The organism is Streptomyces sp. NPDC060194 (assembly GCF_042728285.1).
Taxonomy (GTDB): Bacteria; Actinomycetota; Actinomycetes; order Streptomycetales; family Streptomycetaceae; genus Streptomyces.
Genome location: NZ_JBHWZH010000081.1, coordinates 1 through 21,192, shown reverse-complemented (window position 1 = coordinate 21,192; position 21,192 = coordinate 1). Strand labels below are relative to the sequence as shown.

At 75.4% G+C, this 21,192-nt stretch carries 23 protein-coding genes and 1 pseudogene; 11 read left to right on the top strand and 13 right to left on the bottom strand.

Features of this window, described 5'->3' with window-relative positions:
* Positions 1–179 precede the first annotated feature (179 nt).
* Both ACFWEG_RS18550 and ACFWEG_RS18545 read left to right on the top strand, forming a co-directional pair.
* Entirely contained in the window at positions 180–431 is a 252-nt protein-coding gene (locus ACFWEG_RS18550) for a hypothetical protein (protein WP_387216296.1), read from the top strand.
* A 108-nt stretch (positions 432–539) separates the two neighbouring features.
* Positions 540–671, top strand: coding sequence for a hypothetical protein (locus ACFWEG_RS18545; RefSeq protein WP_387216294.1), 132 nt, complete (start codon positions 540–542; stop codon positions 669–671).
* 220 nt (positions 672–891) lie between these two features.
* Here ACFWEG_RS18545 and ACFWEG_RS18540 read toward each other — a convergent pair whose 3' ends face one another.
* The 5 genes and pseudogenes from ACFWEG_RS18540 to ACFWEG_RS18520 all read right to left on the bottom strand — a co-directional run bounded on the left by ACFWEG_RS18540 (position 892) and on the right by ACFWEG_RS18520 (position 6,149).
* Positions 892–2,037, bottom strand: a complete 1,146-nt coding sequence (locus ACFWEG_RS18540) for a hypothetical protein (protein WP_387216292.1) — start codon at positions 2,035–2,037, stop codon at positions 892–894.
* A 224-nt stretch (positions 2,038–2,261) separates the two neighbouring features.
* Positions 2,262–3,431 (bottom strand): LLM class flavin-dependent oxidoreductase, encoded by a 1,170-nt coding sequence (locus ACFWEG_RS18535; RefSeq protein WP_387216290.1) that lies wholly within the window; start codon positions 3,429–3,431, stop codon positions 2,262–2,264.
* A gap of 35 nt (positions 3,432–3,466) precedes the next feature.
* Positions 3,467–4,650 (bottom strand): annotated as a pseudogene (locus ACFWEG_RS18530) (SfnB family sulfur acquisition oxidoreductase).
* Positions 4,651–4,941: 291 nt separating this feature from the next.
* Positions 4,942–5,022: a putative leader peptide gene (locus ACFWEG_RS18525; RefSeq protein WP_387216310.1), complete on the bottom strand. Its 81-nt coding sequence runs from the start codon at positions 5,020–5,022 to the stop codon at positions 4,942–4,944.
* A gap of 155 nt (positions 5,023–5,177) precedes the next feature.
* Positions 5,178–6,149 (bottom strand): helix-turn-helix domain-containing protein, encoded by a 972-nt coding sequence (locus ACFWEG_RS18520; RefSeq protein ID WP_387216288.1) that lies wholly within the window; start codon positions 6,147–6,149, stop codon positions 5,178–5,180.
* 71 nt (positions 6,150–6,220) lie between these two features.
* On the opposite strand from ACFWEG_RS18520, the gene ACFWEG_RS18515 reads away from it, so the two are divergent.
* The 6 genes from ACFWEG_RS18515 (at position 6,221) to ACFWEG_RS18490 (ending at position 11,641) form a co-directional block, all read left to right on the top strand.
* Positions 6,221–6,541: a cupin domain-containing protein gene (locus tag ACFWEG_RS18515; RefSeq protein ID WP_387216286.1), complete on the top strand. Its 321-nt coding sequence runs from the start codon at positions 6,221–6,223 to the stop codon at positions 6,539–6,541.
* Positions 6,542–6,643: 102 nt separating this feature from the next.
* Positions 6,644–7,156 carry an SRPBCC family protein gene (locus tag ACFWEG_RS18510; protein ID WP_387216284.1) on the top strand — a complete coding sequence of 171 codons (513 nt, stop codon included), beginning with the start codon at positions 6,644–6,646 and terminating at the stop codon, positions 7,154–7,156.
* Between the two features lie 270 nt (positions 7,157–7,426).
* Entirely contained in the window at positions 7,427–9,703 is a 2,277-nt protein-coding gene (locus ACFWEG_RS18505) for an FdhF/YdeP family oxidoreductase (protein ID WP_387216308.1), read from the top strand.
* Positions 9,704–9,759: 56 nt separating this feature from the next.
* Complete coding sequence (locus tag ACFWEG_RS18500; protein ID WP_387216282.1) at positions 9,760–10,053, top strand: ArsR/SmtB family transcription factor; 294 nt, start codon at positions 9,760–9,762, stop codon at positions 10,051–10,053.
* A complete protein-coding gene (locus ACFWEG_RS18495; RefSeq protein ID WP_387216280.1) occupies positions 10,050–10,436 on the top strand; it encodes a VOC family protein in 387 nt (128 codons plus the stop codon). The genes ACFWEG_RS18500 and ACFWEG_RS18495 overlap by 4 nt, the downstream gene beginning before the upstream one ends.
* Before the next feature lie 302 nt (positions 10,437–10,738).
* The gene (locus ACFWEG_RS18490) at positions 10,739–11,641 is read left to right on the top strand and encodes a hypothetical protein (RefSeq protein ID WP_387216278.1); all 903 of its coding nucleotides are present in this window, start codon (positions 10,739–10,741) and stop codon (positions 11,639–11,641) included.
* A gap of 130 nt (positions 11,642–11,771) precedes the next feature.
* On the opposite strand, the gene ACFWEG_RS18485 is transcribed toward ACFWEG_RS18490, so the two are convergent.
* The 4 genes from ACFWEG_RS18485 to ACFWEG_RS18470 form a co-directional block, all read right to left on the bottom strand.
* Positions 11,772–12,443 (bottom strand): hypothetical protein, encoded by a 672-nt coding sequence (locus tag ACFWEG_RS18485; protein ID WP_387216276.1) that lies wholly within the window; start codon positions 12,441–12,443, stop codon positions 11,772–11,774.
* Positions 12,440–12,937: an SRPBCC family protein gene (locus tag ACFWEG_RS18480; RefSeq protein WP_387216274.1), complete on the bottom strand. Its 498-nt coding sequence runs from the start codon at positions 12,935–12,937 to the stop codon at positions 12,440–12,442. Before ACFWEG_RS18480 ends, ACFWEG_RS18485 begins: the two co-directional genes overlap by 4 nt.
* A gap of 66 nt (positions 12,938–13,003) precedes the next feature.
* A complete protein-coding gene (locus ACFWEG_RS18475) occupies positions 13,004–13,339 on the bottom strand; it encodes a VOC family protein (protein WP_387216272.1) in 336 nt (111 codons plus the stop codon).
* Between the two features lie 193 nt (positions 13,340–13,532).
* Entirely contained in the window at positions 13,533–14,102 is a 570-nt protein-coding gene (locus ACFWEG_RS18470; RefSeq protein ID WP_387216270.1) for a hypothetical protein, read from the bottom strand.
* 277 nt (positions 14,103–14,379) lie between these two features.
* On the opposite strand from ACFWEG_RS18470, the gene ACFWEG_RS18465 reads away from it, so the two are divergent.
* A complete protein-coding gene (locus tag ACFWEG_RS18465; protein WP_387216268.1) occupies positions 14,380–15,666 on the top strand; it encodes a peptide ligase PGM1-related protein in 1,287 nt (428 codons plus the stop codon).
* Between the two features lie 49 nt (positions 15,667–15,715).
* Here the strand turns inward: ACFWEG_RS18465 and ACFWEG_RS18460 are convergent, their stop codons facing one another.
* The 4 genes from ACFWEG_RS18460 to ACFWEG_RS18445 all read right to left on the bottom strand — a co-directional run bounded on the left by ACFWEG_RS18460 (position 15,716) and on the right by ACFWEG_RS18445 (position 17,745).
* On the bottom strand, positions 15,716–15,964 hold the full coding sequence (locus ACFWEG_RS18460; RefSeq protein WP_387216266.1) for a hypothetical protein: 249 nt from the start codon (positions 15,962–15,964) through the stop codon (positions 15,716–15,718).
* Complete coding sequence (locus ACFWEG_RS18455) at positions 15,961–16,836, bottom strand: Rieske 2Fe-2S domain-containing protein (protein WP_387216306.1); 876 nt, start codon at positions 16,834–16,836, stop codon at positions 15,961–15,963. The genes ACFWEG_RS18460 and ACFWEG_RS18455 overlap by 4 nt, the downstream gene beginning before the upstream one ends.
* Before the next feature lie 181 nt (positions 16,837–17,017).
* Positions 17,018–17,176, bottom strand: coding sequence for a hypothetical protein (locus tag ACFWEG_RS18450; protein WP_387216264.1), 159 nt, complete (start codon positions 17,174–17,176; stop codon positions 17,018–17,020).
* 38 nt (positions 17,177–17,214) lie between these two features.
* A complete protein-coding gene (locus ACFWEG_RS18445; RefSeq protein ID WP_387216262.1) occupies positions 17,215–17,745 on the bottom strand; it encodes an SsgA family sporulation/cell division regulator in 531 nt (176 codons plus the stop codon).
* A 708-nt stretch (positions 17,746–18,453) separates the two neighbouring features.
* Here ACFWEG_RS18445 and ACFWEG_RS18440 point away from each other — a divergent pair.
* Together ACFWEG_RS18440 and ACFWEG_RS18435 are read left to right on the top strand one after the other, a co-directional pair.
* The gene (locus ACFWEG_RS18440) at positions 18,454–20,781 is read left to right on the top strand and encodes a catalase (protein WP_387216260.1); all 2,328 of its coding nucleotides are present in this window, start codon (positions 18,454–18,456) and stop codon (positions 20,779–20,781) included.
* Positions 20,782–20,840: 59 nt separating this feature from the next.
* Entirely contained in the window at positions 20,841–21,083 is a 243-nt protein-coding gene (locus ACFWEG_RS18435) for an acyl carrier protein (RefSeq protein ID WP_387216258.1), read from the top strand.
* Positions 21,084–21,192: the final 109 nt, after the last annotated feature.

Sequence of the window (21,192 nt, the reverse complement as noted above, 5' to 3'; positions counted from 1 at the left end):
CGGGGGCGGGCCGGCCCGACCGGCGGAGGGTGCGACTCCGTTTCGACGGCGGGCCGCTGGCGTCAACTCCGATGTTTCGAGCGGGAATTGTGTGCCCGAGCCGGGGCACCTGCAGTCACATCGGACCGGTGTGCCGCCGTCGCGGCGGGGCCGGTCGTCCGGAGCGAGCGGGAGGCGTGATGACCCTGTACGAATCGGCGGTGTCGACCTCGGTCGGCGTGCCCCAGGCGCTGGCCGTCGGGCTCGCGAGCATGGTGGTGCTCGCCGCGGTCGTCCAGCTGGTCCGCCCGGAGTGGGTGTGGCGGGCGAACCTGCCGGCCGAGGCCGACCCGGGCCGGATCCCGCCCCGCCACCGCACCTACGTCGTCATGCGGACCGCGGCGGTCGTGGCGCTCCTCGCCGGAGCGCTCACGCTGTGGTTCGTCCTCTAGAGGGAGGGTTCTCGTGAACGGATTCCTGGACTACGTCCTGCTCCTGACCGCGGTCGGGCTGTTCGCCACCGTGCTGGTGGGCGCGGCGGTCGCCGTGGCGCGCAGGCTGTGACGGGTGCCGCGCTCGCCGCGCGGCCCTACGTGCCCGAGGACGAGCGGATCGTCTGGATCAGCGTCCTGGTGGTCCTCGCCGTGGCGGCCGTGCTCCTCTTCCTGTACCAGCGAGGCCGGCGCCGCTGACGCGGGCGGTTCACTCGTACGGGCGAGTGTGACGGCCTGCGGTGCGGGAAGGCGGGGGCTGCCGGGCGGTCGTGTTCGTTCCAGGAGCGGCGCCGGTGGGGTGCGCGTGGTGTCGCGGACAGATCCCCGAGTCGGTCCGCGGCGCCACCGATTTCGTTCTGCGCTCAACTCCGCATCCCGGTCCCTTCGGTCCCTCTCCGCCGTGCGGACGCCCGCAGGATCAGGCGAATCGTTCCATTCTGACCTGTTTCGTCGGGGCGAACTGAGGGCCTGTACCGCCGGCCGACCAGTAGCCGCCGCCGTCCGGGAGGCTGGCGAGAGCGGTCTGGGTCACCTGCGACTCCGCCCGCGGGCCGCGCTCGCCGCTCCAGCCCTTGCCGTTCCACACCAGGTAGTGGGCGCGGGTGCCGTCCCAGAAGTCCCAGCCGGCGATCAGGGCCGGGCGGCCCTCTTCGTCACCGACGACGTCGCCGAGCGAGCCCACGACGAACGGTGCGGACACGGGGGTCCAGCGGGTGCCGTCGTAGTGCTGGAGCAGCGGGCTCGGCGGCTTCCCCGGCAGGCCGCCGGCGCCGTGGGAGGCCCCGGTGATCCACACGTCGTCGGCCGCCACCGGGAGCAGACCGGAGACGAAGTCCATGGGGCCCGGCGGGCGCGGGACCACCTGCCAGGAGCCGTCCGCCAGCCGGGCGACCGCGTCGGTGGCGAACACCCAGACCGATCCGTCCCGGGCGTGCCGCACCCCGGCCGCGACGGTGGTCCGGGCGAACTTCGCCGGCAGCGGCGGCAGCCACGTCCACCCGCCGGCGGCCGCGCGGTGCAGGACGCCCGGCCGGCCCTCGCGGCCGCCGAGCGCCCAGACCCGCCCGTCGGACGCCGCGGTCACGGCGGTGAACCCCTCGCCGGACGGCCGGTCCGACGGCCGCCAGCCGCCGTCGGACCAGGTGAACAGCGTGTTCCCGCCGACGGCCCAGGCCTCGTCCGTCGAGCCCGCGGCCACGGACGTCAGCGGCCCGGTGAGCGCCAGGTGGCCGAGCGGCGTCGGCGTCCAGGCGCGGCCGTCCCAGTGCGCGGCGTACGGCACGCCCGGGGTGGGGCCGCTGCGGCCCTGCTCCCCGACGGTCCAGGCCGCGTCCGGGCCGGCCGCGGCGACCGCGTGCAGCCGGGCGTCCTCCGCGCCGGCGGCGAGCGGGACGTCCTGCCAGCCCTTCGTGAACGTCGCACGCTCCGTCGGGGCGTCCCCGCCCGCGGGCCGGCCCTTCGCCTCGCCCGCGTCCTCCGCCGCGCCCGGCGGCGCGCACGCCGCCAGGGGCGATGCCAGGCCGGCCCCCACGGCGGCGGTGATGAACGTACGTCGGCTGTGCATGCGGTCCCCCGGCTCGGACTTCGGCGGCCAGCATCGCCCAGCGAGGGGGCGGTGGCAATGGATCACGGCGGATCCGTGGCGGCCCCCTCCCTCGGCCACCACCCGGTCCGCACGCCGGTTTCCGTCCTGCGCCCCCGGGACGCTCCGTTGGATCGCCCGGTGCGGAGACGCAGGACGAACCCGCGGCACACGTGCACCCGCGAGGGCGGGTTCCGGCCGGCCCGCTAACGGGCCCCCGCGCCCGTCCCCATGGAGGCGAAGGGGACGGCGGCGGCCGGGGGCGTGGGGGCCGCGGTGTCGGGGTGGGTCCACAGCCCGCGGGCGGCGAGGAGGGGCAGGACGCCCTCGCCGAACCAGTACGCCTCCTCGACGTGGGGGTGGCCGGACAGGACGAACTCGTCGATACCGAGGGCGTGGTACTCGGCGATGCGGTCGGCGACCTCGGTGTGGCCGCCGACGAGCGCGGTGCCCGCCCCGCCGCGGACGAGGCCGATGCCGGCCCAGAGGTTGGGGGACACCTCCAGGTCCGCGGTGCTGCCGCCGTGCAGGGCGAGCATGCGCCGCTGCCCCTCGGACTCGCTGCGGGCGAGACCGGCCTGGATGGCCTGGACGGCGGCCGGGTCGAAGCGCTGGAGGAGCCGCTCGGCCTCCGCCCACGCCTGCTCGGAGGTGTCACGGGAGATGACGTGCAACCGGATACCGAACCGCACGGTCCGGCCGCGCGCGGCGGCCAGCTCCCTTATCCAGGCGATCTTCTGCGCGACCGCCGCCGGCGGCTCGCCCCAGGTCAGGTAGACCTCGCAGTGCTCGGCGGCCACCTCGCCGGCGGCGGGCGACGAGCCGCCGAAGTAGATCTCCGGCACCGGGTCGGGCGTCCGGGCGAGGAACGCGCGCTCCACCTGGATGTGCCTGCCCTCCAGGTCGACCGTCTCACCGCGCCACAACCCCCGCACCACCTGCAGGAATTCACCGGTGCGGGCGTAGCGCGCGTCCTTGTCCAGGAAGTCGCCGTACGCCCGCTGCTCCTCGCTCTCCCCGCCGGTGACGACGTTCAGCAGCAGCCGGCCGCCGGTGTGCCGCTGGAAGGTCGCCGCCATCTGCGCGCCGAGCGTGGGGGAGAGGAACCCGGGGCGGAACGCGACCAGGAACTTCAGCCGCTCCGTCTCGCGCGCGAGCATCGCGGTGGTCAGCCACGCGTCCTCGCACCACGCGCCGGTCGGCGTCAACGCCCCCACGAAGCCCAGCTGTTCGGCCGCGCGGGCGATCTGGGTGAGGTAGCCGAGCGTCGCGGGACGGTCGCCGCCGGCGCTCCCGGACGGGAGCCCGTGGCCCCCGCCGACGACGTGCCGGCTGTCGCCGTAGGTGGGCAGGAACCAGTGGAAGGTGAGACTCATGGGGTGTGCGCTCCGTACGGTGTCGGGTCGGGGGGTCAGAGCAGGCCGTGGCGGGGCGGCCGGGTGCCGTTGAGGACGTAGCGGCCGATGTGCTGGATCTTCCAGCGGGCCGGGTCGTGCAGGGTGTGGGTGCGGGCGTCCCGCCAGTGCCGGCCGAGGTTGAGCGGGTCCAGCGCCGAGCGGGTGCCCGCCACCTCGAACAGCGCGCTCCCCGCCTCCACCGCCGCACCCGCGGCGAACGCCTTCGCCGCGGCGACCGCGATCGACGCCTCCGCGGCGGTGTCGTCGGTCAGATCGGCCGCGGCGCTGTCCACGGCACGGGACGCCGCCTCCAACAACGCCTCCGCCGCGCGCAGTTGCACCGACAGCTCACCGAACCGCTGGATCAGCAGCGGATCCTCCGCCGCCGTCTCGAAGCCGCTCTCGAACCACGGGCGGCTCTTCGTCCGCACGAACTCCGCGGCCTCCTCCAGCGCGCCGCCCGCGATGCCCACGTCGATCGCCGCGTGCAGCAACTGGGCGATCGCGCCGTGCAGTTGCGGGCCGGTGAACGTCAGGTGGTGCGGCACGACCCGGTCCGCGGCGACCCGCACCCCTCCAGGCGCACGGTCCCGCTCGCCGTCGTGCGCTGGCCCATCCCGTCCCAGTCGTCGATCACACTCACCCCCGGCGCGTCCGCCGCGACGTACGCCACCTGCAGCGTCTCGTCCTGCGCGCGGGCCAGCACCGGGATCCAGTGCGCGAACAGCGCGCCCGTGGAGTACTGCTTCACGCCGTCCAGCCGGAAGGAGCCGTCCCCCTGCGGGGCCAGGCGGGTCCGGAAGTCCTGGACGTGCTTCGTCCCCGCCTCCGACTGGGCGTTCCCGAACCGGCGTCCGGCGAGCAACTCGGCGAAGAAGAAGGACTGCTGCTCCGGGGTGCCCTGGCGCCTCAGGACGTTCACGTACACGAAGTGGCTCTGGGGTATCTGGGCGATGCTGGCGTCGGCGGACGCGAGGATGCGGAAGATCTCGGCGAGGGTCCGCGCGCGGACGTCCGCGCCGCCGTGTTCCCTCGGCACGGTGATGCCGAGGAGTCCGGACGCGGACAGGGCGTCCAGCTCCGCGTGGGGGAGGCGGCGGTTCGCGTCGCGGTCGCTCGCCTCCTCGCGGAAGCGGGCGGCGAGGTCCGTCGCGACGGACAGCGCGGTGGTGTCATCGGCGATGACGTGGGCGGTCATGCGGGCCTCCATAGGGGTGCGGCCGTGCTGCCCCTGCGGGGCGGGGGCCGACTGGGGTGGGCGCGTGCGGTCGCCGGCGCTGGGCACTGTGGGCTGTGCCCACCTGTGCCGCCCTGCGGCACGATTGCCCACAGCGAAGTGAGCGGCACCAAGAATTCAGCCCGGCCGGCGCTTGAGGCCGCGCGGGCGCAGCCCGTGCACGCGCCGCAGGCGCAAGAGGCGCCCGCCCAGGGATGCGGGAAGGGGAGGGGCGGGGTGGGGTGGGGGAGAATCCGCGGCAAGCGGAAGGGTTCAGGTCGCGCTACGACAGCACGCACTGGCGACGCGCGCGAGGTCGACGTAGCGCCGCCTCGTCAGATGCCACCCGCCCATGCGTCCCGCTCTCCACCGGAAAAGGCGACGCGCACGCGTCGCCGCCCCCGCAGCCTAGGCCCTCCCCCCGCGCGAGGGCCAGCGCCTGGAGAACGGGCGTGCGGCCGAGGCGGCGGGCGCCCTCCCCCGCGCGAGGGCCCGGCACGGGGGATGCCTCACCGCGCCCCGAACGCCCGCCGGTACGCCGCCGGCGTCGTCCCCACCAGCCCGCGGAACCGCCGCCGCAGGTTCGCCGCGGAGGAGAGCCCCACCCGCACGGCCACCGCCTCCACCGGCAGGGTGGTCTCCTCCAGGAGGACCCGCGCCGCCGACACCCTGCGCTGCAGGAGCCACCGCCCGGGACTCACCCTGAGCTGCTCCTCGAACCGCCGGGCGAGCGTCCGGGAGGACACCCCCGCCCGCGCGGCGAGGTCGTCGACGCCGAGCGCGAGGTGCAGCCGCTCCCCGGCCCAGTCGAGCACGGGGGCCAGCGACGGCGGGACGGCGGCCGGGGCGGCGGCGCGGGCGTGCGCTCCCTCCGGCACCCCGTACTGCAGCTGCCCGCCCTCCCGGTGCGGCGGCATCACCATGTGCCGCGCCACGTGTGCCGCGTACCCCGCCCCCTGGTCCCGCCGCACCAGGTGCAGGCACAGGTCGATCCCCGCCGCCGTCCCCGCACTGGTCGCGACGTCGCCGTGGTCGACGTAGAGCGTGTCGGCCTCGACGGCCACGTCCGGATACCGCGCGGCGAACAGCGCGGCGAGCCGCCAGTGCGTCGTCGCCGCGCGCCCCGCGAGTAGCCCCGCCTGCGCGAGCACGAACGCGGCCGAGCACATCGCGGCGATCCGCGCCCCCCGCCCGTGCGCCTCCCGCAGCGCGTCGACGACCGCCGCCGGGACGGGCGCGTCGGGCCGCTGCCACCCGGGCACGACCACCGTGTCGGCCGTACGGAGCGCGTCCAGGCCGTGCGGGACGAGCATGTCGTACCCCGCGAGCGTCGGCACCGCCCCCGGCCGCTCGGCGCAGACGGAGAACGCGTAGGGGTTCGCCGTCCCCGGCCGCCGCAGCCCGAACACCTCGGCCGCGCAGGCGAGTTCGAACGTGGACTGGGGCGGCAGGACCAGCGCGACGACACGGTGCGGACTCATGGCAGGAAAGTACCCGCACGTGTCCATCGTGCCTCTGGGACCGGATGCCGCCCACCGCGAGCATGATCCGCATGACCACCACACCTGAGGCCCAGTTCCTGCACGTCGATGAAGTCGAGGCCGTCGAGGTCGCCCCCGGCATCGTCCGCCGCCGCCTCCCCGCCACCGACCGCGCGCGCGGCTGGCTGTACGACTTCGCCCCCGGCAGCCAGTGGCCGGAGGTGGACGTGCACGACGGCGAGGAGCGCTACTACGTCGTCTCCGGCGAGATCGTCGACCGCGGCCGGCGCCTCCCCGCCGGCAGCTACGTCGTCTTCGCCCCCGGCAGCTCGCACCGCCCGGGCTCCGAGTCCGGCGGGCGCATGATCGGCATCAGCCTGCGACCGGAGTAGCCGCCGTACGGGGGGATTGGGCTGCGGGGAAAGGGGTACCCATCGCACCTCCCGTCGGGGCACACGGCCCCGGCGCCCGGACGGCGGGGAGAGGCGGCGCGGATGGGCGTGGTGGAGGAGTCGGTCGAGGTCGACGTCCCGGTGCGGACGGCGTACAACCAGTGGACCCGGTTCGAGAGCTTCCCGCTGTTCATGGACGGGGTGGAGCGGGTCGACGCGCCCCAGGCGACGCTGTCGCACTGGGTGACCCGCTTCGGCGGGGTGACCCGCGAGTTCGACGCGAAGACCGTCGAGCAGCGCCCGGACGAGACGGTGGAGTGGCGCAGCCTGCACGAGCCGCACCACACGGGCGCGGTGCGCTTCGAGGCGCTGGACGACACCCGCTGCCGGGTCACGTGCCGGATCGAGTTCGCCCCGCAGGGCGTGCTGGAGCGGGCCGGGGACGCGCTGGGGCTGGTGCGGCGGCAGGCCCGCCGCGCGCTGAGCGGCTTCAAGGAGTACATCGAGGGGCAGGGCGCCGAGACCGGCGCGTGGCGCGGCACCGTCACCGACGGCTACGTGCAGCAGCAGCCCGACCACGCCGCCCGCCCGGTCCCGCACTGGCCCACCGGCTGACGAACCCCCTGCCGCGACCGCCGCCGCGACGGCCGCCCCCCGATGATCCCGCGGCCCGCGCCGGGCGACGGCGCCGAACGAAAGGCTGATGCCGTGCGAGACCCCGCAGACCGCCCGGAGAACCCGGCCGCCCCTTCCGACGCGCCGCAGACGTCGCCCGCCACGGCGGACGTGGGTCCGGCCGCCGATCCGGGTCCGGTCCCGTCCGCGGGCCCGCGCCCGACCCGGGAGCCGGTCCCGACCGGCGACCCCGGCGGGGAGCACGCCCGGATCTCCCCGCCGAAGACCTGGGCGGCCGGCGTCCCCGCCGTCGCGCACGCCCTCTCGTACTCCCTGGCCGAGACCTCGCCGCGCCGCACCGCGCTGAACCTGCTCGACCTCAACCAGGTCAAGGGCTTCGACTGCCCCGGCTGCGCCTGGCCCGACCCCGCACCGGGCGACCGCAGCCGCAACGAGTACTGCGAGAACGGCGCGAAGCACGCCAACGACGACGCCACCACCCGGCGGATCACCCCGGAGTTCTTCGCCCGCCACCCCGTCTCCGCCCTCGGCGCCGCCTCGGACCGCTGGCTCAACCAGCAGGGTCGGCTGACCCACCCCATGGTCAAGCGCCCCGGCTCCGACCACTACGAGCCGATCAGCTGGCACGACGCCCTCGGCCTCCTCGCCGACGAGCTCAACGGCCTCGACACCCCCGACGAGGCGGTGTTCTACACCTCGGGCCGGGCCGGCAACGAGCCCGCGTTCGTCCTCCAGCTGCTCGCCCGCGCGCTCGGCACCAACAACCTGCCCGACTGCTCGAACATGTGCCACGAGTCCAGCGGCACCGCCCTGAAGGAGACGCTCGGGATCGGCAAGGGCGACGTCAGCCTGCCGGACCTCCACCACGCCGACCTGATCCTGACCCTCGGGCAGAACCCGGGCAGCAACCACCCCCGGATGCTCACCGCCCTGGAGGAGGCCAAGCGGCGCGGGGCGGAGATCGTCGCGGTCAACCCGCTGCCCGAGGCCGGCCTGATCCGCTTCAAGAACCCGCAGAAGCCGCGCGGGGTGGTCGGCCGGGGCACGAACATCGCCGACCAGTTCCTGCAGATCCGCCTCGGCGGCGACCTCGCCCTGTTCCAGGCGCTGAACCTGCTGCTCCTGGAGGCCGAGGAGGCCGCACCGGGCACGGTGGTGCACCGCGGGTTCGTCGAGGACCGCACCGAGGGCTTCGACGCGTTCGCCGCGCACCTGCGCGAGACCGTCCGGTGGCCCGACGTGCTGGCCGCCACGGGGCTGGCCCGGTCGCAGATCGAGGAGCTGCGGGACCGGGTCCTCGCGAGCGAGCGGATCGTCGTCTGCTGGGCGATGGGGCTCACCCAGCAGAAGCACGCCGTGCCGACCATCCGCGAGGTGGTCAACTTCCTGCTGATGCGGGGCAACATCGGCCGGCCCGGCACGGGCGTCTGCCCGGTGCGCGGGCACAGCAACGTCCAGGGCGACCGGACCATGGGCATCTGGGAGCAGATGCCGCAGCACTTCCTGGACGCGCTCGGCCGCGAGTTCCACTTCAAGCCGCCGAGCGCGCACGGCCTGGACTCGGTCAACGCGATCCACGCGATGGCCGCGGGCCGGATCAAGGTGTTCGTCGGGCTCGCGGGCAACTTCGTGCGCGCCGCGCCCGACAGCGACGTCACCGCCGACGCGATGCGCCGCTGCCGGCTGACCGTGCACATCTCCACCAAGCTCAACCGGTCCCACACCGTCTGCGGCGACACCGCGCTCATCCTGCCGACGCTCGGCCGCAGCGAGCGGGACCGGCAGAGCGGCGGCGACCAGTTCATCACCGTCGAGGACTCGATGAGCCAGGTGCACGCCTCCTCCGGCAGCCGGGAGCCCGCCTCGAAGCACCTGCTCAGCGAGGTGGCGATCCTCAGCCGGCTGGCCCGCCGCACGCTCGGCGACCGGGTCGACGTGCCCTGGGAGGACTTCGAGGAGGACTACGGGCACATCCGGGACCGGATCGCCCGGGTCGTGCCCGGGTTCCGCAACTTCAACGCCCGGGTGGCCAAGCCGGGCGGCTTCGGCCTGCCCAACCCCGTCAACGACGGCGTCTTCCCCACGGAGAGCGGCAAGGCGCGGTTCACCCGCAACGACTTCGAGATGCTGCGCGCCCCCGCGGGCCACCTCCTGCTCCAGACGCTGCGCTCGCACGACCAGTGGAACACCGTCCCGTACACGACGAACGACCGCTACCGCGGCATCCACGGCTCGCGCCGCATCGTCCTGGTCCACCCCGCCGACCTGCGCGAACTCGGCTACGACGACGGGTCGGTGGTCGACGTCGTCAGCGTCTGGCGGGACGGCACCGAGCGCCGCGCGGCCGACTTCCGGCTCGTCCCGTACTCCACCCCGCGCGGCTGCGCCGCCGCGTACTACCCCGAGGCGAACGTCCTCGTCCCGCTCGGCAGCGTCGCCGACCGGAGCAACACCCCCACCTCCAAGGGCATCGTCGTCCGCTTCGAACCCTCCACCGGGACGCGTGGCGGTGCTCAGGACTCCTGAGCGTCCGGGACCGGCTCCGGTTGATAGGCAAGTGAGGACTTGCCTATGGTGGGCGCATGGAGGACGATGTGTTCAAGGCCCTGGCGGACCCCACCCGCCGGCGGATCCTCGACGAGCTGGTGGAGCGGGACGGCCAGACGCTGTTCGAGATCTGCGCGCGGCTGGTGACGAAGCACGGGCTCGGCCTGTCCCGGCAGGCGGTCAGCCAGCACCTGGCCGTGCTCGAGGCGGCGGAGCTGGTCCGTACGCGACGCCAGGGCCGGTACAAGTTCCACGACCTCGACACCGCACCCCTGGAGCGCGTCGCGCGGCGATGGCTCCGCCCCGAACCACCGGAGAGCAGCTCATGAGAATCCACCTGACCAGCGTGTTCGTCGACGACCAGGACGACGCCCTGCGGTTCTACACCGACGTCCTCGGCTTCGTGAAGAAGCACGACGTGCCGATGGGGGAGGACCGCTGGCTGACCGTCGTCTCCGCGGAGGACCCCGAGGGCGCGGAGCTGCTGCTCGAACCCTCCGGCCACCCGGCCGTCGAGCCGTACAGGTCGGCGCTGGCCAAGGACGGGATCCCGGCGGCCGCCTTCGCCGTCGACGACGTCCCGGCGGAGTTCGCCCGGCTCACCGCGCTCGGCGTCCGCTTCACCCAGGAGCCCCTGGCGATGGGCCCGGTGACCACGGCCGTCCTCGACGACACCTGCGGCAACCTGATCCAGCTCGTCCACGGCGCGTGACGCCGGGCGGGTGACAGGGGTCGTCCCTCCCGTGGGGAGGTCGGGAGGGACGGGCGCGGGGGCCGCGGGCACGCCGGACGGGCCGTGGACGGGGTTCTCCGCCGGGGGTGGACGGAGAGCCCCGCGGGGACAGCGTTGCACCGGATCCGGCCAAGCGACAGAGGGCTGACCGAAAATTGACCCTGGCCCCGGGCGGTCCGGCGGGTCCCCGTCACCGCGGCCCGGCCGGGGCGGGCCGTTACGGACGGGCCGCCGGGGGCAGACGGGTGGGAGGGACACCCACACACCACCGGGGGCGGGACATGAGGCACATCAGGACCACGGCGTGGTCGGCGGTCACCACCGCCGCGCTGCTCACGGCGACCGGGTGCGGCGGGGGGACGCCGGCGCGGGACGACGCGGCGGACCCGGGCCGGGGCGCGTCGGCCGGAGCGTCCGAGGACGCGGGGCCCTCCGAGGACGCCGGAGCCGGGAGCGCCGACGCGGTCGCCGCCGCGCTGACCCGGACGTCGGACAAGGCGTCCGAACTCGGCTCCGCCGAGATCGAGTCCACCACCGTCATCGCCGGCAGCGCACCGATCACCATGGACGGCACCTACTCCTGGGGCGACGGCGCCGCGCTCGACGTCGAGATGGACACCTCCAGCGCGCAGATGCAGTCGCTGCAGGACGACCCCACCCTGAACATGCGGATGGTCGACGGGGCGTACTACTACGAGGTCGACCCGCAGCCGAGCGGCCCGCTCAAGGGCAAGAAGTGGATGCGCATCGAGGTCTCCGCCGTGGCCGGCGAGGCGGGCGCGAACAGCATCGCGGACAACGCCGACCCCACGGCCGGCGTCCGGTACCTCGGCACCTCCTCGGACGTGAAGGACCTCGGCAAGGCGACGGTCCGCGGCAAGGAGACCACCCACTACCGGGGGTCGATCGGCGCGGCGGAGGTCAACGCCTCGAAGATGACCCCGCAGGAGAAGCGCGCCGCGGTCGAGGCGCTGAAGCAGAGCGGCGGTCGGATGACCGTCGACATCTGGGTCGACGGCGACGACCTCCCCGTCCGGTCGAAGCAGAGCGGCGCGGGCCTGACCACCACCATGGACTTCGTCTCCTTCGGCGACACCGAACCGATCACCGCCCCACCGGCCGCCGAGACCGGCGACCTCACCGAGCAGGTGCGTGAGCAGCGCGACGACGTGCTCGGCCAGTAAGGCCCTGACACCCGGCCCCGGCCTCGGCCCGCGCGCTGCTGGCCGGGGGGCCGGGCGGCGGTCGGGCGCGGCGCGGCGGCGTGTCGGAGCGCGGGCGACCCGACGCCCCGTCGGACCGGCCCCGCGGCCCTCAGGACCGCTGGGGCCGGACGGCGGTCGAGCCGGCCGGACAGGAGAGGCGGGCGGCCTCCCGGGCCACGACCCCGCGCGATCCGGCCGGCGGCTCCAGGGCGCAGTCGAGCAACCCGCCGCCGACCGAGGTCCAACTCACCGCGCGGCCGACGGCGGTGGTGCCGTCGGCGCAGACGTATCGGAAGCCGCCGGTGACCTGGTGCACGGAGCGGTAGGTGACGAGGGTGACGGGGACTCCCACGCCCTCCACGCGTTCCCCGCGGGGTCCGCCGCCCGGCGGCGGCCTGCGGACGTCGGTGAACAGGGCGTCCGCGCCGTCGTCGACCGACAACCCGATGCGGGCGCCGAGTGAGCGAAGGGCGCGCCTGGCCGGGACCCGGGGTCCCGGCTCGAAGGTGACGGCGACCCGCGGGGTGTGCACGGTCGCCCGCTCGCGGGTCAGCCCACCCCCGCCCGCACCGATCCTCTCCGCCGGGGAGACGGCCGTCAGGACGTTGCGCTCGTCGACGTCGAACCACGTGTACGTCCCGTCCGAGCAGACCGCCGGCGCCGAACGCGCGGATTTCGCCGCCGGCTTCGCGTCCGCCGCCGGGGCCGCTCCGTTGGTCGTGCACCCGGCCGTCGCCAGCACGACGACCGCGCCCGCGAGGGCGGTCCGTCCGCGCGTCACGCCTCCAGTGCCTTCTTGAGGCGGCGCAACGTGGAGGCGATGTTGCGGCGTTGGAAGTCGGCGAAGGTCGAGCCGCCGGTGGCCGCGCGGTCGAAGGCGTGGGCGAGGGGGTCGGGCCAGGCGCGGCGGTCGTCGGTCCAGGTCTCGGTGACGAGGGTGCCGGTGCCGGCGGGCTCGAAGCGGTACTCCCAGGTGGCGATGGGCCCGCGCAGCCGCGGGCGGCGCACGCCGATGGCGTGGACGCGGAAGCGGAAGAGCCGGCCCTCGTCCGCGGCGGTGACGGTGCAGCGGGTGGTCCAGCGGAACGGTCCGCGCTTGTTGCGGCCGTCGAAGACCGTGCCGACCCGCGCAGGACCGCCGTCCGCGGGCAGCGTCGCGCCCAGGTTCTCCGGGCTCCACCGGCCCATGAGCGCGGGGTCGGCGACCTGCGCCCAGACGGTCGCGGGGTCCGCGTCGACGACGATGCTGTCGGACACGGTGAACGTACGGGACATGGCACTCCGATCCTCGGAGGCCGAAGATAGCCGCTGCCCGCCCCGGCGGGCTACCCGGCGGTAACCTCACTCCGCCGAGGTGTCGACCACGCAGAACAGGTTGCCGTCCGGGTCCGCCAGCACCACGAAGTCCGCGCCCGGCGGGTACTCCCACTCCACCCGCGTCGCGCCGAGCGCCAACAGCCGCTCCACCTCGACCCGTTGTTCGTCCGCGCTGTCGGTGTGCAGGTCGAGGTGGGTCCGGTCGTCCGCGTCCAACCAGAGCTGCGGGCCCGCACCGTCCGGCGGCGACAGCACCTCCGACCGGTCCGGGCGGGCGGTGTAGCCGAGCGCCCCGCTCCAGAACGCGCTCGCCCGGCCGGTGTCGGACACGTTCCACGCGATCGATCCGATGCGCAGCATGGCGGCATGGTCCCACAGCGCCGGCCAACGCCCCTGGCGGACAGGTCGGTCGACGCCGCGCGGGGTCTCCGACGGACCCCGCGAGCGGCAGGGGCAGGTGCTTACCCTGCACGCCCCCGCGGGCAGCGCGGCGGCCGCCGCGTCCGACCTGGCCGCGCTGCCGTAACCGGACGGCCGCCGCGCCGGGCGACCTCTAGCGGTCGGTGTCCGGGGCGTCCGCCGGGTCCGTCTGGGCGTGGGCCACCCAGGTGCCCGCCGTCTCGGCCGCGAGGCCGTGGCGGACGAGCCCCTCCAGGTGCTTGGCGACGGTCCGCCGGGTGAAGCCGGCCGCCGCGGCGAGCGCGGCCGGGTCGAGTCCGGCCGGGCCCGCGGCGCGCAGCGCGGTCCAGGTCCGGTGGGCGGGGAGGCCGAGCCCGCCGTCGCGTGCGGGGCGGAGGAAGACGGGGCCGGCGGGCTCGGGGCGCGGCGTGACCTCAGGGCGGGGCTCGGGGCGCGACGGGCCGTCCGGACGGGCCTCGGGGCGGGCCGCAGGCTCGGGGCGGGGCCCGGTCGCGGGCGACTGCGCCGTCTCCGTGGCGCGCTGCCCCGGCAGCCCCCGCCGCGCCCACCCCAGCCGGGCGACGACGCCCTCCAGGTCCGGCCCCCGGTCCGCCCGCCGGGCCGCGGGCAGCGCCCGGTCCGCGACGAGCGCCGCGCCCGACGCCGTCACGGGTCGCGGCGTCCGGTTCACCCTGCGCTGCCTGCGGCTCTTCTGCTTGCTCACGTCGGTTCCTCCGGCTGTCGTGCACGTCGTGCTCGGTTCGTCCCCCGGGCCAACGAGCCGACCGGCACACGGAGCCGCCCTGTCCAGCGATCGCCGCAAGATTCACCGACCTGGCCGACACGGTGCCGGTCGGCGCGTGGGGCGGCGGGGCCCGGGTGTTCCGGGTGTCGCCGTGCGTGCGGCGGGTACGTGGGGGACGGCGGGCCGCGGCCGTGCCGAGACGTCCCCCACCGACCGGCCCGCGGGGCCGGTCCCGCCCCGACCGAGGGAGTTCGCCGTGATCCCCGAGCACGACGGACCAGGAGCGCTGGTCGTCCTCGCCAACTTCGTGTCGGAGCTGGCCGTCGACCTGGGCGAGGAGGCGGTGCTGCGGCAGTGGGCGCGGCAGGCGCCGCGCAAGGTGTGGCTCGCCCGGCCGGGCGACGTCGTCGTGCTGCCGACACCGCTCGCCGAGCCGTTCCTGCGGTACGCGCTGGAGCGGCTCGGGGTGCCGGACGGGTCCGTCACCGTCGTCACCGTGCCCGACACCCCGCACGTGCCCATGGCCGAGGCGCTCGCCGTGCACGGCCTGCTCGACCCGGTGCGCGCCCTGGTCGCCGAGCGGCCCGACGCCCGGCTGCTGCCCACCGCGCTCGACGCGGCGACGGTGGCCCTCGCTGCCAACCTCGGTACGCCACTGGCGGGTTACGAGGAGACGGGCCCGAGCGACGCGACGCTGGCGGCGGTGAGCGAGCTCAACACCAAGTCCGCGTTCCGGCACGCCGCGGAGTCCCTCGGCATGCGGCTCGCGCCGGGACGCACATGCGACGGCGCGCAACTCCCGGACGTGCTCCGGGACATGCTCGACGTGCACGGGCGCGTGGTGCTCAAGCCCGACCGCTCGGCCGGCGGTCACGGCCTGCGCTTCCTGGCGCAAGGCGACGACCTCGCAGGGCAGTTGCCGCCGCCGGACAGCCGCTGGGTCGTCGAGCGGCACATCGCGCACGGGCGCGCGGTCAGCGCCCAGGGGTACGTCTCGCCGAAGGACGAGGTCGGCGTGGCCTTCGACGGCGAGATGCGCATGGTCGGCGGATCCTACGCCGGCTACCGCTCACCGGCCGGCCTCCCCGCCCTCGCCGCGGCCGAACTGGCCCGCTGGACAAGGGCGTTGGGACGCCACCTCGCCGCGCACGGCTACCGCGGCCCGTACAGCCTGGACGCGCTGCACACCGACGACGGCGCCCTGTACGCCCTGGAGAGCAACGTCCGCCGCACCGCGACCTCCACCGCCCACGCCCTGGTCACCCGGCTTACCGCCCCCGACGGCCGGCCGCCCGAGGACCGCCCCGCCCCCGCCTGGTCCACCGGCACCGTCCACGTCCCCCGCCCGCTGCCCTTCGCGGCGGCGGTCCGCGGCCTCGTCGACGCGGGCCTCGACGTCCGCCCCGGCGGCGCGGAGGGCGTCGTCCTGTACACCGACGCCCTCGTCGACGGCACCGGCCGGCGCTACACGGCCCTCGCCGCCGACCCCGCCCGCCTCGCCGACCTGGAGGCCCGGCTCCCGGCCGCCCTGACCGAGGCCTGACGGCAGGGGTGGGGAGGCCCGACGGCCGCCCGCCTCACCGCCCGGCCGCTCAGGCGCCGAGCTTGCCGATCGTGTCGCGGAGGGCCGCCACGAGGCGGGTGAGCTCGTCGGGGGTGGGGGTCGTGGTGCCGAGCCGTTCGACGAGGTCGCGGCGGGTCACCAGCACGGCCGCGCCGCGGAAGGCGTCGCTGTCGAGGGCCGTCCGGTCGACGACCTGGGCGTCGCCCGCGAGCAGGACGAGGGAGGCGTCGTCCTCCCGCTCGTCCAGCAGGTCGCGGACGAGGTGCTCGTCGATCATCCTTCGCTCCCCTCGGGCGTCGCGGGGGCCACGGGGCCGGGGTCGCCCAACCGGACCTCGACGCCGCCGGAGTCGGTGGTGCGGACGTCGAAGGCGGGCTGCGGGGCCGTCGCCGGGCCGCGGACGTTGAAACCGTCGTCGAGGCGGAAGAGGCTGCCGTGCCAGGGGCAGCGCACGCAGCCGTCCTCGAGCCCGCCCTCGGAGAGCGGGCCGCCCTGGTGGCTGCACGTGTCGGCGATGACCCGCACGCGGTCCTCGGCGTCCCGCACGACGAGCACGGGCACGTCGTCGACGTGCCGCCGGGTCGGCTTGCCGACGGGGAGGTCGGCGAGGTCGCCCAGCCGGTGCCACGCGGTGCCGACCAGGTCGGGCACCGCGGCGGCGTGGTTGGCGCCGGAGGCCTGGCGGTAGGCCAGGTGGCCGCCGATCGCGCCGCCCGCCGAGACGGCGGTCAGACCGGCGAACCCCAGCGCCTTGCCGAGGGTGGTCCGCCCGCGGGTGCGCGCCGCGAGCGAGGCGGCGTACAGGGTGACGCCGGTGGCGTTCGCGGCGGCGTGGACGAGGCCCACCCGCAGCTGACGGCGCTGCAGCTCCGCCCAGTCCGCCCACCCGGCCGCGGCCGCCGGCAGCGCGGCGGCGACGCCCACGCCGACCAGCAGGTCCGCGGACCTGCTGCGGCCCGGCAGGCCGTCGAGCAGGGCGGCGGAGAACCAGGCGCCGATCGGCACCTGCACCATCAGCGGGTGCACCGGATGTCCGAGCCACCGCCCGTGCAGCAGGTCCCGGCCGCGGCCGAGGGGGACCGCGCGCACCGCGTCCCGGACCCGGTCGGCGACGGCGTCGAGCGCCGCCGCGCGTTCGAGCCGGTCCATGCCGCGCAGGACGCGGCCGGGGCCCGCGGCGGACGGCAGCGGGCGCGGGGCCCGCCACCGTCCGGGCGGATCGGTGTCGGTCGTGGGGGTGTCGTGTTCCGGTTCGTCGGTCATGGGGCCCTGGGTAACCAATCGACGGGGTCGGAAACGGCCGTGGGCCCCGCTGCGGGTGCCGGAGGCGTCAGCCGTCGCGGCCGGGCTCCTCGTCGTCGGGGTCGCGTTCGCCCTCGGCCTGCGAGGGGGTGGGGAGGCGGGTGTCGCCCTCGGGCCGGTCGGCCTGCTCCGGCGGGGCGTCCTCGGGGCGTTCGCCCTCGGCCTGGGAAGGGGTGTCGTCGTGCACGGCGGTGCTCCCCTCGTCGCGGGGTGCGCGGTCGGGGGTCAGAGGCCGCGGGCCAGTTGCCGCATCTCCTCCGACCAGTCCACCCCCGCCATCTCCGATCCGGCGGGGACGGCCGTGTAGGTGTGGGCGAGCCAGTGCCGCAGGGGGCCCCGCCGCACCTCGATCAGGGCGTTGTCCTCGTCGGTCCCCAGCCGCATCAGCAGGATTTCCTGGCCGACCCCGTCCAGGGAGGGCCACACCTGCACGTCGCCGTGCACCCCGTCCGTCTCGGAGCCGGTCATCAGCAGGTCGCGGGGCAGCCGCCACTGCGCGCTCCACCCGCCGGGGCCGTGGAAGGCGAGGAGGACGGCGAACGGGTCGTGCCGGTCGTAGCGGAGCGCCATCAGCAGCGGCACCGGGCTCCCGTGCTCGCAGTGGAGCCGCACGGGCAGCGAACTGACCGGCATGGGGGCCGCGTCCGGGGTCCGGTGCGGGAGGCAGGTGTGCGGGACGCGCGACGACGTCTCCCGGCGGCCGAGTGCGACGACGGCCCGATGGAGGCGTTGGCGGAGTGCGGGAAGGAGGATCATGGCGCGGTCCTTGCGGCCTGGACGGAGGGGAGAACGGCCACTGGTTCGGACCGGGAGGCACCGGTACCCCTCTCGCGGAGCCTCACTCACGGGTCCTGCGGGGTTTTCCGGCGGTGGACCGGAGGTGTTCCGGACGGCGTTCCGGGAGCCCGGCCCCGACGACCGACCGCCCGCCCGGCCCCGCGAGCAGAGGGCGGCCCTCCCGGCTCTGATCCCGAACCGGGAGGGCCTGGGGCGGGCCGGCCCCCAAGGGGTGGGCGCTACCGGTCCGCCCTGCGCGGCCGGGTAACCCTGATGGCCGCCCCTATGCACCGGACGGTGGCCTCACCTGCCGGCGGCGTCGCGGTGCAGGTCTTCGGGCGCGTCCGGAACGACGGTCCTGGCCCGGCACGGAACCCCGTGCCGGCTCATCGGCGGCTCGGAGGCCGCTCCGCGCACCGGCGGCGGGAATCCGGACGCGCCGGGAGGTGTGAGCCGGGGGGCCCGGGGCACACAGCGAGGTCCACGGCGGGCCGGGACCCTCGGCGGCGCCGACAGCCGGCGCCGCCGGATCCGACCGGGCCGCGGGAGCCCTCCGGCCCACCCCCTGCGGCCCCCGGGTCCGCGACCGCGCCCGCCACCGCCGACCGTCGCCGTTCCGCCCGGAACCGTCCGGTCCGACGCCCGACCCGTACCTCCGTACGTCTCGCAGCCCACAGGGAGTCACGCATGACCCAGAAGAGGCACCCCGCACCGTCCGAGCCGTCCGGCGGCAACCCGCTGAAGGATCTCGCGAACAAGGCCGTCGACGCCCTCACCCCCGACCACGGGCCGGCGGGCGGCGTCCCCGGCAAGCCGGGTTCCCGGACCCCGCCGGTCGCCGAGCCCACCACCCCGCGCGAGCCGCTGCCGCCCAAGCCCGACCAGAGCGGGCCGGCCACCGTCAGTCCCACCGGCCAGGACACCGGCGCTGACCGCGCCGACATGGCCCAGGGCGGGGCCTACCTGACCACCGCCCAGGGCGTGCGCCTGTACGACACCGACCACTCCCTCAAGGCGGGCCCGCGCGGCCCGGTCCTGCTCCAGGACCACCACCTGCGGGAGAAGATCACGCACTTCGACCACGAGCGCATCCCCGAGCGCGTCGTCCACGCCCGCGGCGCGGCGGCGCACGGGGTCTTCCAGGGCTACGGGAACGCCGCCTCGCTCACGAAGGCCGCGTTCCTCGCCGAGGGCGCCGAGACCCCGGTCTTCGTGCGCTTCTCGACTGTGCTCGGCTCGCGCGGATCGGCCGACACCGTGCGCGACACCCGCGGCTTCGCGACGAAGTTCTACACCGAGGAGGGCACCTTCGACCTCGTCGGGAACAACATCCCGGTCTTCTTCATCCAGGACGCGATCAAGTTCCCCGACGTCATCCACGCCGCCAAGCCGCACCCCGACCGGGAGATCCCGCAGGCGCAGAGCGCGCACGACACGTTCTGGGACTTCGTCACCCTGCACACCGAGGCCACCCACCACACGCTGTGGAACATGTCCGACCGGGGCATCCCGCGCTCCTACCGGATGATGGAGGGCTTCGGCGTCCACACCTTCCGCCTCGTCGCCGCCGACGGCTCGACGTCGCTGGTGAAGTTCCACTGGAAGCCGAAGCTGGGCGTGCACTCCCTGGTGTGGGAGGAGGCGCAGATCGCCGGGGGCGTCGACCCCGACTTCCACCGCCGCGACCTCGCCGACGCGATCGAGGCGGGGGCGTTCCCGCAGTGGGAGCTGGGCGTCCAGGTCTTCCCCGACACCCCCGAGCAGACCTTCGAGGGCATCGACCTGCTCGACTCCACGAAGATCGTGCCCGAGGAGCTGGCCCCGGTGCAGCCGGTGGGCCTGCTGACGCTCAACGCGAACCCGTCGAACTACTTCGCCGAGACCGAGCAGGTCGCCTTCCACATCGGCAACCTCGTGCCCGGCGTCGACGTCACCGACGACCCGCTGGTCGCCGGCCGCCTGCACTCCTACCTGGACACGCAGATCAGCCGGCTCGGCGGCCCCAACTTCACCCAGCTGCCGATCAACCGCCCGCACGTCCCCGTCAACGACATGCAGCGCGACGGCATGCACCAGACGGCCGTGCACCGCGGCGCGGCCCCCTACCGGCCCAACTCCCTCGACGGCGGCTGCCCGTTCCTCGCCGGCGAGGACATGGGCGCGTTCGTCGAGCGGCCCACGGTCGTCCCCGAGAGCCGCAAGGTCCGTCAGGCGCCCGCCTCGTACGACGACCACTTCAGCCAGCCGCGGCTGTTCTGGCTCAGCATGAGCGACGTCGAGCGCGAGCACATCATCGCCGCGTACACCTTCGAGCTGGGCAAGTGCTACGAGCAGCCGGTCAAGGAGCGGGCGCTGCAGGTGCTCGCCAACATCGACCCGTTCCTCTGCGAGCAGGTCGCGGCGGGCCTCGGCCTGCCCGCGCCCGCCGCCACCGTCAAGCTGGTCGACCCCGACCCGAGCCCGGCGCTCTCCCAGCTCGGCGAGACCTGGCCGCCGGACGGCCGGATCATCGGGATCGTCGCCGACGACGGCTGCGACCTCGACGGGGTGCGGGCCGTGCAGCGGGAGATCACCGCGGCCGGGATGGTCCCGCTCGTCGTCGCCCCCGCGGGCGGCAAGCTGGACTCCGGCGGCGAACCCGTCACCGTCCAGCGGACGTTCGCGACCGCCCGGTCCGTCGAGTTCGACGCGCTGCTCCTCGCGGGTGCGCCCGGCGCGGGCGCGGACGCGTTCGGGGCCCGCGACGCGAAGGCCGGCGAGGCCGCCGAGAGCGCGGCGGAGTGGCCCGCCGCGACCGACCCGCGGCTGCTGCTCCTGCTGTCGGAGGCCTTCCGCCACGGCAAGGCGATCGCCGGGTGGGCAGGTGCGCGCGGGGTGCTCTCCGCGGCGGGCGTCCCGGTCGACGCCCCGGGCGTCGTCGACGCCGGCGACGGCACGGGCGCACTCGCCGGACTCACCGGGCTGATGGCCGCGCACCGCGTCTGGGAGCGCTTCCCGGTGGTCCGGGCCGTTTGAGGGCGGGGTGAGGGGTACTCAGGCGGAGCAGCACACCACAGAGAGAGGGGACGATCCGCATGGCCACCGGCGAGACCGGTTTCAAGGACATCACCTACGACCTGGTGTCGGTCCAGTACCACGCCCTGAAGGCCGGGCACGACTACGGCCAGTACGTGCGTGACGCGGACAACGCGGGGAAGAAGGAGATCGCCCAGTTCTTCCGCGACGTGATGGCGCAGGACTCCGAGCGGGCCGAGCAGTGCCACCGGTTCATCTCGGAGCTGGCCGCGGCGGACGACGCGGGTCCGGCGGCGCGCTGACGCGCGGCACGACACGGGGGGGGTGCCCCTATGGGTTTGGTCAAGGAAATCCGGGTGCGTTTGTGTTCGGGCTGAGGTCAGCATTGCCTAGTGTCTGAGGTGCTGTGGG